The organism is Corallococcus sp. CA047B, assembly GCF_003612065.1.
GTDB lineage: Bacteria > Myxococcota > Myxococcia > Myxococcales > Myxococcaceae > Corallococcus > Corallococcus praedator.
On the sequence record NZ_RAWD01000288.1, the window covers coordinates 1 to 12,084 of the forward strand.

A 12,084-nucleotide genomic window follows, 5' to 3' on the forward strand; every position below is an offset into this window, starting at 1 on the left:
GCCCCGGGGGATGCTCCACCCCCAAGCTCCAACCCCTGAAGGGATTCGCCGCATGCCCCCGGACCTCATCCTGCACCACGGCCGGTTCACCACGTTGCTCCCTGGCGCCCCGGAGGCCGAGGCCGTCGCCATCACGGACGGCCGGTTCTCCGCGGTGGGGGCGGCGAGCGACATCCTCAAGACGCGGGGCCCGGACACCCGGGTCATCGACGTGGGGGGCCGCCGGGTCGTGCCCGGCCTCATCGACAGCCACACCCATGTGATTCGGGGCGGGCTCAACTACAACCTGGAGCTGCGTTGGGACGGGGTCCGGTCGCTCGCGGATGCGATGCGCATGTTGCGCAAGCAGGTGGCCGTCACCCCCGCGCCGCAGTGGGTGCGGGTGGTGGGCGGCTTCACCGAGCTCCAGTTCGTCGAGCGGCGCCTGCCGACGCTCGAGGAGCTGAACGCCGTCGCGCCGGAGACGCCGGTCTTCATCCTCCACCTCTACGACCGCGCGCTGCTCAACGGGGCGGCGCTGCGTGCGTGTGGCTACACCAAGGACACGCCGAACCCGCCGGGCGGCGAAATCCAGCGCGACCGGCACGGGAATCCCACGGGGCTCCTGCTCGCGAAGCCCAACGCGCAGCTGCTCTACGCGACGCTGGCGAAGGGGCCGAAGCTGCCCCAGGAGTATCAGGAGAACTCGACGCGCCACTTCATGCGCGAGCTGAACCGGCTGGGCATCACCGGCGTCATCGACGCGGGCGGTGGCTTCCAGAACTACCCTGACGACTACGCCGTCGTGCAGAAGCTGGCGGACGCGGGCGAACTCACGCTGCGCATCGCCTACAACCTCTTCACCCAGCACAAGGGCGAGGAGGCCGCCGACTTCCGCGCGTGGACGAAGCAGGTCCAGCCGGGGCAGGGCGACGACCACTTCCGCCACAACGGCGCCGGGGAGATGCTGGTCTTCTCCGCCGCGGACTTCGAGGACTTCCGCGAGCCGCGTCCGGAGCTTCCGGCGGACATGGAAGGCCAGTTGGAAGAGGTCGTCCGGGTGCTGGTGGAGAACCGCTGGCCGTGGCGCCTGCACGCGACCTACGACGAGAGCATCTCGCGCGCCCTGGATGTCTTCGAGAAGGTCCACCGCGACATGCCCTTCCAGGGGCTGCACTGGTTCTTCGACCACGCGGAGACCGTCTCCGAGCGCAACATCGACCGCATCGCGGCGCTCGGCGGCGGCATCGCCGTGCAACACCGGATGGCCTACCAGGGCGAGTACTTCGTGGAGCGCTATGGCGCGGCGGCCGCGGCCCACACGCCGCCCATCGCCCGCATGCTCGCCGCTGGCGTTCCGGTGGGCGCCGGCACGGACGCCACGCGCGTCGCGTCCTACAACCCGTGGGTGTCGCTGTCCTGGCTCGTCACCGGAAAGACGGTCGCGGGGACGCCGCTGTACGGCGAGGACGCGCTGCTCGACCGGGAGACCGCGCTGCGGCTGTGGACCGAGCGCAACACTTGGTTCTCGTCGGAGACGGGCAAGAAGGGGCAGCTCGCCGTGGGGCAGTTCGCGGACCTGGCCGTGCTGTCGGCGGACTACTTCAGCGTTCCCGCCGACGCGATTTCAACGCTGGAGTCCGTGCTCACCGTGGTCGGCGGAAAGGTCGTGCATGGCACGGGCGGCTTTTCGGACTTCGCTCCGCCGCTGCCCCCGGCGATGCCGGACTGGTCTCCCGTGCGGAGCTTCGGCGGGTATGCGCAGGCCACCGCGCAGGCCCGGGAGGCGCATGACGCGTCCCCGTTGCACGCCGCGCCGCATGATTGCGGCGTGCATGCCCATGGCAAGGTGGCCTGGCGGCGGCCGGTGCCCGTCGCGGAGGACCCGACGTTCTGGGGCCTCCTGGGCTGCTCCTGCTGGGCGTTCTAGGCGAAGGACGATGCCGAGCCTTTCACGGAGCGGGTGCTTCCTTGGGGTCTCCGGGCTGCTGGCCTTGTCACCAGCGGCCCGGGCGGAAGACGTCCCCGAGCCGCGCGAGGTGCCGCGGTATGCCGCGATCCGCTACCTGGAGGACTGGGCGGATCCCCAACGGCGGCCCGGGGAGGATCCCTTCGACCGCGTCAAATACGTCCCGCTCGGGGAGCAGGTGTACCTCTCTTTCGGAGGCCAGCACCGGCTCCGCTACGAGCTGACCGAAGGACTGGACGGTCCGCTGCCCGAGAGCGTCCTCTTCTCCCGCAACCTGTTGCACGTGGACGCGCACGTGGGGCCCCTGCGTGCCTTCGTCCAGGTGGGCGGATACTACGCGCTGGGGGCTCCCGCCCGGGATGAGCCGCCGGGCAGCGACCTGTTCGACGTGCAGCAGGCCTTCGTCGAATGGAGCGCCGCGAGCCAGAAGGCCCGCTTCGTCGCCCGCGTGGGACGCCAGGAGATGTCGCTGGGGTCGACGCGGTGGGTGAGCACGCGGGATGGGACGAATGTCCGTCAGGCGTTCGACCTCGCCCGCCTCACCGTCACCGGCGAGGGCTGGAACGTGGAGGGCTTTGGCGGCGTGGTGCCTCAGCTCCAGCGCGGCGTGCTCGATGATGCGCCCGCGTGGCGAAACCGGTTCTGGGGCCTCTACGCGACCGTGGCGGTCCTGCCGCGAAAGCAGCTCTCGTTCGACGCCTTCTACCTGGGGCGCGACCGTCCTTCGGTGACGTATGGCGAGGTCGAAGGCCGCGAGGTGCGCCACATGCTGGGCCTGCGGGTGTTCGGTGAGACCGAGGGCGGCTTCGAGTACATCGGGCACGCGCTCGCCCAGGTCGGCACGGTGGGCGATGTCCCGGTGCTTGCCTGGGGGCTGGCGGGGGGACTGTGGCAGCAATTGCACTTCGCGCCGGTGCGGGTGGGCGTGCGAGGGGATGCGCTGAGCGGTGACCGGCGCGCCGACGATGGGCGGGTCTCCACCTTCCATGCCTGGTTTCCGAACCAGACCTTCTTCAGCGCGCTGCCGCTGATCTACCCGTCGAACCTGTACGAAGTGCATCCGCTCGTGCAGGTGGACCTGGATGCCGTCACGCTGGAGGCGGGCAGCGTCTTCTTCTTCCGGCAGTCCGTCGATGACGCCGTCTACACGCCGCCGGGGGGCGTCCTCGTGTCGCCTTCGGATTCGCAGGCGCGCTACACCGGCGCGCAGCTCTCGCTGTCGCTCGGGTATCGCGCCACGCGCCACCTCATGTTCAATGCGGAGTACTCGCACGTCTTCGCCGGGCCCTCGCTGAGGGCGGTCACCGGACGGGACGTCGACTTCTTCGGCACCTGGACGACCTTCACCTACTGACCCACGGGCCCATCCCCATGACTCCCATTTCCGCTCCCCGGTCCGCATGGGTTCCCGCCGCGCTCGCGTTCGTCGCGGGCTACGCGGACGCCGTCACCTTCGTTGGCGCGGGGGGCATCTTCTGCGCCCACGTCACCGGCAACTTCGTCGTGCTCGCCGCGGACCTCGCGCGCAACGCCAAGGCCGACGAGTGGCTCAAGCTGTCGACCTTCCCCATCTTCGTCCTGGCCGTCTTCCTGGCCACGCACCTGCACCGTCGTCGGGCGGAGGGGTCCGCGCGCCTGCTCCTGCTCCTCCAGGCGGTGGCCTTCGGCGCGGCGGCGGCGGTGCCCCTGTTCGTACAGGGAACGGCGGCGCACAAGGTCGTCGTGGTCTTCGCGGTCATCGCCATGGGCATCCAGAACGCGATGCACCGGGTGGCGCCCTCGCTGGGGCCGATGACGACCGTGATGACCGGCAACGTCACGCAGTGGTTCGTGGAGAAGGTGATTCCAGGCGCGCCGGAGAACGCCGGCAAGCACCGCTCGCTGGGCTTCATCATCCTGGCGTTCGCGCTGGGGTGTCTGGGCGGTGCGTTCGGCGTCCAGCACCTGGGGTTCGCGTCGTTCCTTGCTCCCGTGGCGCTGGCGCTGTGGGTTCGCAGCCGGTTGTAGGAGGCCCTGCCATGTCGGACGCCGAAAGGACGGACAGCGCCAGGCTGGAGGCGTTCAGCGATGGCGTCTTCGCCGTCGTCATCACGCTGCTGGCGCTCGATTTGAAGCCGGAGCTGACGGACGCCGCGAAGGACTCGCACACGCTCCTCTGGCAGCTTGCGTCCCGGTGGCCCACGTACCTGGCCTTCGTGACGAGCTTCGCCACCGTCCTCATCATGTGGATCGACCACCACGGCATCCTCAAGTTCGCGCGCCGGGTGGACACGCCGGTGCTCTTCGCGAACGGGTTCCTGATGCTGCTCACCACGCTGGTGCCGTTCACGACGGCGCTGCTGTCCGCGCACCTGATGGAGCCCTCGGGCTCCATGGCCGGGGCCCTCTATTCGGGCCTCTTCGTGCTCATCAACGTGGCCTACAACCTGCTGTGGCGCCTGCTCCGGCGGCAGCAGCCCCCGGACGCGCTGGAGCACCGGCTGACGTGGCACTACCGCCTCGGGTTCCCGGTGTATCTGGCGGCCACCGTCGTCGCGCTCTGGAGCCTGCCGCTGAGCCTCGCGATGTGCGCGGGCATGTGGGCCCTGTGGAGCGCCAACATGCGGCCGGTGCACGACGGCGTTTGATTCACCCCGTCCGCTGGCGGCGGGCTTCGCGCGCGCAGAGCTGGGTGAGCTGCTCCAGCAGCCAGCGGTGCGCCGGGCCGAACACGGTGTCGCCGCGGTAGATGGCCAGCAGCTTGAGCGTGTTCTCGTGGGTGCCCCAGGCCATCGGCCGGATGGCCACCAGCCTGCCCTCGCGCAGGTCGTCGCGGATGAGGTGCTCCGGCAGGTTGCCCCAGCCCAGCCCCGCTCGCAGCATCTCATGCTTGGTGTAGAGGTCGCTGACCCGCCACGTGCGCGGCGACAGTCCGACCTGGTCGGAGATGCCCGCTTCGTCGCAGTCGGAGAGCACGACTTGGATCGCGTCGACGAAGTGCCGGTTGGCGATGCGACCCTTGAAGGCCGCGAGCGGATGGCCCGGGCTCACGACGGGCAGCACGCGGATGGGCGACAGCGCCTGCGCTTCGAGCCCCCGGGCCAGCCCCGCGGGGCTCACGACGCCCAGGGTGGCCGTGCCGTCGAGCACGCGCGCGGAGACCGCCGACATGACCTGCGTGTCCACGCGGAGGTCGACCGCGGGGAACTCCCGGGTGAACGCGGCGCAGAGGTCGATGAGCGCCTTGAGGGGGAAGAAGGCATCCAGGCACAGCGACACGGAGGCCTCCAGCCCCATCGTCATGCCGGTGGTGAGCCGCCGCAGCCCGTCCACTTCAGCGAGCACCCGCCGCGTCGAGGCGAGCACCGCCTGGCCCTGGGCTGTCAGCGTGGCCACCTTCGTCGAGCGATCCCAGAGCGGCACGCCCAGCTGGGCTTCCAGGTTGGCCATCGACGTGCTGATGGCGGACTGCACGCGGCGAAGCTTTCGCGCCGCCGCCGAGAAGCTCCCCTCCTCGACGACGGACACGAAGGCGCGAAGCTGGTCGAGCGTGACGGGGTCGAACATCCCCGCCCCATCTCACAAACCGATGATGGGGAGCAAAAGATTGTCGGCTCCGGGGATGGCCTGCCAGGGCGTCACGTCGCGTTCAGGGGGAGCACCACCGTGAAGGTGGCGCCTGCTCCGTCGGTAGGCTCCAGGCGGATGCTTCCGGCGTGCGCCTCCGCGATGTGTCGGGCGATCCACAGGCCCAGGCCGAAGCCGCCGTGGTGGTTCGCGGGAACGGCGCGCTCGAAGCGCCCGAAGATGCGCTCCTGGTCCTCCGGCTTGACGCCCTCGCCGTGGTCCCGGACCGTCAGGGCCGCATGGTCCGCCGCCCGCTCCACGGTCACCTCCACGGGCCTGCCCGCCCCGAACTTGAGCGCGTTGTCGACGAGGCTGTCGAGCAGCTGGTGCAGCCGCGCGCGGTCGTAGCTTCCCACCACTGGAGCGGGCGCCTTCAGGGTGAGAACGCACTCCGCGCGGTCGGCCTTCTCCCGGGACTGCTCCACGACGGTGGCCGCCACCTCCGCCAGGTCCACGTCCTGGCGCGACAGCTCCAGGGGACCGGTGACCAGCTCCGATACGTCCAGGAGCTGTTCCACGAGTCGTGACAGGCGCTGGAGCTGCTTCGCCGTCGTGCGGGCCCGGCCCCGCAGGATGGCCGGCGACGCTTCGGCCTGGGCTTCGCGGCTCAGGCCCTGGATGTTGAGGGACAGGGCGCTCACGGGCGTGCGCAGCTCGTGGCTCACCAGTCGGAGGAACTCGTCGCGCACCCGCACGGACTCGCGCAGCGCCTCCTTCTCGAACTCGTTGCGGACCACCTTCCGGCGCACGCCGGCCATGTCCAACTGGTTGCGCACCCGCACCAGGAGCTCGCGCGAGGAGAAGGGCTTCACCAGGTAGTCATCCGCGCCGGTCCGCAGGCCCTCCACCGTGGACTCGTCGCCCGCCCGCGCGGAGAGCAGGATGAGGGGGATGGCGCGCGTGCGCTCGTCGGCGCGCAGGGCCCGCACCAGCCCAAAGCCATCCAGCCTGGGCATCATCACGTCGGAGAGGATGAGGTCCGGCGCCTGGACGCGCACCCGCTCCAGGGCCTCCAGCCCGTCCGTGGCGGTCTCGATGTTCGGGAAGGCCTGCCGGAGCAGCCCGGCGACGTAGGCGCGCAGGTCGGCGTTGTCGTCGACCAGGAGGATGCGGGCGCGCGCCAGCTCCGCGGGCACCTCCATCACCGGGGCCTGGGAGGGGGTGATGTCCTGCGTGCTCGGGGCCTCCGAGGACCAGCGCCGCGCCTCCTCGACGAAGGGCGCGGCCCCGACGGCCGGCTCGCGCGGACGGGACTGGCGCTCGACGCGGTCCGGGGGCAGGTGGGCGAAGCCCCGCGGCATCCGCACGGTGAAGGTGGTGCCCTCCCCGAACCGGCTCGCCACCGAGGCGGTGCCTCCGTGAAGCCTCACCAGCTCCTGCACCAGCGCCAGGCCGATGCCCGTCCCCTCGTGGCTGCGGCCCTGGGTGACGCGGACGCGGTAGAAGCGCTCGAAGACGCGCGGCAGCTCTTCCTCGGGAATCCCCACGCCCGTGTCCTGCACGGTGAGGACCGCCTGCCCCTCCTGCCACTGGAGCCGCACGCGGATCTCGCCCTGGTACGTGTATTTCACCGCGTTCGAGAGCAGGTTCAGGACAACCTTCTCCCACATGTCCGGATCGACGTAGAGGGGCTCGGGCAGGGGAGGGCAGTCCACCACCAGCCGCAGGCCCGCGCTCTCCACCGCGGACTGGAAGGCGCTCACGAGGCTCGTGGTGAGGGACGCAAGGTCGGTGGGGACGAAGGAGGCCTGGGCCCTTCCCGCCTCCATGCGGGAGAAGTCCAGCAGCGTGTTGACCATCTTGTACAGCCGCAAGGCATTGCGCCGCACCAGCTCCAGCTGCTCCCCCTCCAGGGCCTTCGCCGCACTGGACAGCGCGTCCTCCACGGGGCCGAGGATGAGCGTGAGCGGCGTCCTGAACTCGTGGCTTACGTTGCTGAAGAACGCGGTCTTCGCCTGGTCCAGCTGGGCCAGCTCCTCCGCGCGCTGCTTCTCCTGCTCATAGGCCCGGGCACTGGAGATGCTGGAGGCGAGCTGGCGCGCCAAGAGTTGCAGGAAGCCCCGGTACTCGTCATCCAGTGCGCGCAGGGGACTGAGGCCGGCCACCAGCACGCCCATGGTTCCGGTCTCCGCGCCCAGGGGCACCGGGAGGACCAGCGCGCGCGTCGTGGGCTCGGGCCAGGGCCCGCCGGGAAGCGGCCCGAACCGCGTGGGCAGGTCGTCCACCAACGCCTCCTGTCCCGAACCCGCGACGCGGGCGAGCGGCCAGGACGTCGTGTCGCCGGACAGCACCTCCAGCGGGGCCGCGGGGGCGCCTCGCGCGAGGTTCGCGCAGCTCACCAGACGGGCCTTGCCCTCGTTGACCACGTAGAGCAGCGCGAAGGGCAGGTCGTGCGCCGCGTGCGCGAGCACCGCCTCCAGCGAGCGGAAGATGGCCTCGACCTTCTTGTCGAGCGCCGCCCGGATGGACAGCTCCCGGAGGATGGCCAGCCGGCGGTCACCGACCACCTGACGCGTCGTCTCGCTCGCGATGGCGAAGAGGCCGGCGATCTCCCCCGACTCCCCGATGGTCGGGTTGTAGGACCAGGTGAAGTAGGACTCCTCCCGCAGGCCACCCGGCCGCCGCGCGAAGTTGACGTTCCCGTTCTCGATGAACAGCGGCTCGCCCGTTTCGTGGACGCGCTTCATCAGGGGGCCCAGCTGTCCCCACTCCTCCGCGAGCGCCTCGTGGCCCCGGGCCCCCACGGTCCCCGGGTGCTTCTCGCCCAGGATGGGGCGGAACGGGTCGTTGTAGAGCATGCGCAGCTGGGGGCCCCAGAAGAGGATGATGGGGTACGGCGAGCGGAGCATCGTGCTGACGGAGGTGCGCAGGGACTGGGGCCAGCCCTCGAGCGGGCCCAGCGAGTTGGTGGACCAGTCGAACGCGCGCATGAGGGCGCCCATCTCTCCGCCGCCCTGGATGAACGCCTCGTCCCGGCCCGCCTTCGGTGGGGTGTGGGGTGTCTGGCTTTGCACGGGCAGGAGCGCGCGCGCGGCGGCCCGGACCCGGGGCTCGGCCGGAAGGCAGAACCAGAAGGTGCTGCCCCGGCCCGGCTCGCTCTCCACCCAGAGCCGGCCTCCGTGGCCTTCCACGATGCCCTTCGCGATGGAGAGGCCCAGGCCGTGGCCCTCCCGCTGCTTCTGGGCCGCGTGCCAGTAGCGGTCGAAGATGCGCGCCTGCGCTTCCGGGGCGATGCCCGGGCCGGTGTCCGTCACGCCGAAGCACACGTCCCGCGTCCCCGGCACCGCTTCCACCTTCAGCCCCACGCTGCCTCCCTGGGGCGTGAACTTGATGGCATTGGAGATGAGGTTGCCGAGCGTCTGGAGGATGCGCTCCTTGTCGCACCGCAGGACGCGTCCGGGCTCCAGGTCGACGGTGAAGCGCAGGCCCTTCTCCGCGCACTGGGGCTCGAAGAGCTCCCGGGTTTCGCGCACCAGCTCCTCCACCGTCTGCGGGCGCACCTCGATGGAGAGGGTGCCCGCATCGATGCTCGCCAGGTCCAGCAGGTCCGCGATGAGCAGGTTCATGCGCCCCACCGAGCGGCGGATGGAGTCGGTGTGTCGGCGCAGCCGGGTCTCGCGCTCGCCGTTGCCCAGGGCCCGCTGGAGCAGCTCGGCCGCGGTGCCGATGGCGGTGAGCGGCGAGCGCAGGTCGTGGCTGACGACCGCGAGGGTCTCCTCGCGCGAGCGGGTGGCCTGCCGGGAGGCTTCCAGCAGGCGGGTGGCTTCCTCCGTGTGCGTGCGCTCCGCGTGGAGCGCCTCCTGCCGCAGCCGGGACACCGTGAGCTGGGAGTCCACGCGCGCGATGAGCTCGTTCGCGGAGAAGGGTTTGACGAGGTAGGCGTCCGCGCCGCTGCGCAGGCCCTCGATGGTGGCCTCCTCGCCCGCGCGGGCGGACAGGAGCACCAGCGGAATGGTCCGGGTGCGCTCGTCCGCGCGCAGGGCCTGGACCAGCTCCATGCCGGTCATCCCGGGCATCATCACGTCGGAGAGGATGAGGTCGGGCGGGTTCGCCCTCGCGGCGGCGAGCGCCTGGAGGCCGTGGGTCGCCGTCTCCACGCTCCAGCGCGGGGTCAGCAGGCGCGTGAGGTAGTCGCGCATGTCGGCGTTGTCATCCGCCAGCAGGATGCGGGGCTTCGTCGCGGTGGAGGACGGCGTCACGGGCGGGGGCGTGGGCGGGCTTCCCTCCGCGGTCCACTGGGACAGCTCCTCGAGGAAGGCCTGCGCCCCGGCGCCCGGGCTGGCGCGCGTCCCGCCCGTGTCCACGCGCGCCGCCGGCAGGTGCGCGCCGCCCGTGGGCAGGCTCACCGTGAAGGTGGTGCCCTTGCCGGGGGTGCTTCGTGCACGCACCGTCCCGCCGTGCAGCTTCACCAGCTCCTGCACCAGCGCCAGGCCGATGCCCGTCCCTTCGTGGCTGCGGCCCCGGGCGCCCTCCACGCGGTGGAAGCGCTCGAAGAGGCGGGGCATCGCCGCTTCCGGAATGCCCACGCCGGTGTCCTGGACGATGAGCTCCACGTGCGCGCCCTCCCACCTGAGCGCGACGCGGATCTCCCCGTCGAAGGTGAACTTGAAGGCGTTGGAGACGAGGTTGAAGACAACCTTCTCCCACATCTCGGGGTCCACATGGACGGCTTCGGGCAGGGGAGGGCAGTCCACCACCAGCCGCAGGCCCGCGGACTTCATCGCCGAATCGAAGCTGCTGGCCAGGTCCGTGGTGAGCGCGGAGAGGTCGGTGGGGATGACGGAGGCCTGGGCCCTTCCCGCTTCGATGCGGGCGAAGTCGAGCAGGGTGTTGACGAGCTTCTGGAGCCGGAGGCCGTTGCGGCGGACCAGCTCCTGGCGCTCGCGCTGGACGGGCGGCAGCGGGGCCGTGGCGTCCGCGAGCCCGTCCTCGATGGGGCCCAGCATCAGGGTGAGGGGCGTGCGGAACTCGTGGCTGACGTTGCTGAAGAAGGTCGTCTTGGCGCGGTCCAGCTCCGCCAGCGCCTCCGCGCGCCGCGCCTCCTCTTCGTACGCCCGCGCGCCGGCGATGGACGCGGCGAGGTTGCCGGCCACCAGGTCCAGGAAGGCGTGGTACTTCGGATCACGCCCGAGCAGGGGCGCGAGCCCCACCACGAGGACCGCGGCGGGCTTCGCGTCGCCCGGCCGCGCCACTGGCACGACGAGCGCCGCCGTGGGCGCGGGCCTGCCCTCGTGGGAGGGCAGCTCGCCCAGGTGCTCCGCGAGGCCGTCCAAGCGTTCGGCCTGGCCCGTGCGCATGACTGAAGCGAAGGAGGGCCACGCGGTTCGCGCGTCGCCCGCGAGCAGGACCTGCGCGGGCCAGCGGGGGCCGCCTTCCTCCAGCGGGCTTCGCGCCGTGAGGTGGGCCTGGGTGCCCTGCGCATCGAGCAGGTAGAGCGCGGCGAAGGGGATGTCCGACGGGTTCTCCGAAAGGGCGTCCATCGCGCGGGCGCAGGCCTCGGTGACGCTCTGGGCGCCCGCCGTCCGGGCCGCCATCTTCTGCAGGAGCGTGAGCCGGCGCGCGTCCAGCACCTGGGCGGTGGTTTCAGCGACGGCGGTGAAGATGCCGCCCACGTTGCCGTGCTCGTCGCGGATGGGGCTGTAGGAGAAGGTGAAGTAGCTCTCCTCGGTGAACCCGTGCCGGTCGATGGCCAGGAAGCGGTTCTCCGCCCAGGTCGCCTCACCCCGGGTGAGGACGCCCTCCAGCATGGGGCCGATGATGTGCCAGATCTCCGACCAGTGCTCGCGCCCACGCTGCCCCATGGCGCGCGGGTGCTTGTCGCCGAGGATGACCCGGTAGGCGTCGTTGTAGAGCATCACCATGTCCGCGCCCCACCACACCAGGATGGGGAAGCGGCTGGTCAGGCACGTGCTCACCATGGTGCGCAGCGGCTGGGGCCATCCGCTCATGGGCCCGAGCGCCGTCGTGGACCAGTCCATCGAACGCATGAGGGCGCCCATCTCGCCTCCGCCCTCGAGCACCCCGGACGCGCTCGCAGGTGATGCGGGCGGGTCGTCATCAACGCGGGTGCTGCCAAGAGGCGCGCGGGATCCAGGGCCGTGGCTCATGGAGCCAAGCGTTAACACACCTCCCGCGGGGGCAGGCCGACAGAGGAAGTGAGGAAGGGGGCCCGCTCGGCGGCCTGCCGTTCCCCTGGCCCCTCGGCGTCCGCGCATGACGACAAGTCAACGTTCAGCCGGGCGCTCCGGGAACAACTTCCAGCAGAGGGCCACGGCGACCCCGCCCCGTCGCGAAGGTTCCAGGCGACACTGTTGGCATGATGCCAATAGGATGGCCCCATGGGTCTTCCGGTGCGTGCCGCGTTGCTACAGACGGTGAATGGTCCCTTCGTCATCGACGAGGTGGAGCTGGAGGCGCCGCGCGCGGGGGAGCTGCGGGTGCGGATGACGGCGAGCGGCATCTGCCACACCGACCTCACGTACCGGGCGGGCGCGGCGCCTCCAGCTCCACCTCGTCGATGACGAAGGGAC

Annotated in this window: 7 protein-coding genes; 5 read left to right on the top strand and 2 right to left on the bottom strand. The window is 71.1% G+C overall.

Going from position 1 to position 12,084, the window contains the following annotated elements; genetic code table 11:
- Positions 1–52: 52 nt before the first annotated feature.
- The 4 genes from D7X74_RS32425 to D7X74_RS32440 are packed head-to-tail and all read left to right on the top strand — an operon-like array spanning position 53 to position 4,575.
- Positions 53–1,909 (top strand): amidohydrolase, encoded by a 1,857-nt coding sequence (locus D7X74_RS32425; protein ID WP_120536881.1) that lies wholly within the window; start codon positions 53–55, stop codon positions 1,907–1,909.
- Positions 1,910–1,919: 10 nt separating this feature from the next.
- Positions 1,920–3,302 carry an alginate export family protein gene (locus tag D7X74_RS32430; protein ID WP_158620474.1) on the top strand — a complete coding sequence of 461 codons (1,383 nt, stop codon included), beginning with the start codon at positions 1,920–1,922 and terminating at the stop codon, positions 3,300–3,302.
- Between the two features lie 17 nt (positions 3,303–3,319).
- Positions 3,320–3,955, top strand: a complete 636-nt coding sequence (locus tag D7X74_RS32435) for a YoaK family protein (protein WP_120536883.1) — start codon at positions 3,320–3,322, stop codon at positions 3,953–3,955.
- An 11-nt stretch (positions 3,956–3,966) separates the two neighbouring features.
- A complete protein-coding gene (locus tag D7X74_RS32440) occupies positions 3,967–4,575 on the top strand; it encodes a TMEM175 family protein (protein WP_120536884.1) in 609 nt (202 codons plus the stop codon).
- A gap of 1 nt (position 4,576) precedes the next feature.
- Here the strand turns inward: D7X74_RS32440 and D7X74_RS32445 are convergent, their stop codons facing one another.
- Together D7X74_RS32445 and D7X74_RS32450 are read right to left on the bottom strand one after the other, a co-directional pair.
- Positions 4,577–5,494: a LysR family transcriptional regulator gene (locus D7X74_RS32445; protein WP_120536885.1), complete on the bottom strand. Its 918-nt coding sequence runs from the start codon at positions 5,492–5,494 to the stop codon at positions 4,577–4,579.
- A gap of 71 nt (positions 5,495–5,565) precedes the next feature.
- Entirely contained in the window at positions 5,566–11,553 is a 5,988-nt protein-coding gene (locus D7X74_RS32450) for an ATP-binding protein (RefSeq protein ID WP_120536886.1), read from the bottom strand.
- A 339-nt stretch (positions 11,554–11,892) separates the two neighbouring features.
- Between D7X74_RS32450 and D7X74_RS32455 the strand changes: the two genes are divergently transcribed.
- The gene (locus D7X74_RS32455) at positions 11,893–12,075 is read left to right on the top strand and encodes a hypothetical protein (protein ID WP_233602353.1); all 183 of its coding nucleotides are present in this window, start codon (positions 11,893–11,895) and stop codon (positions 12,073–12,075) included.
- Positions 12,076–12,084: the final 9 nt, after the last annotated feature.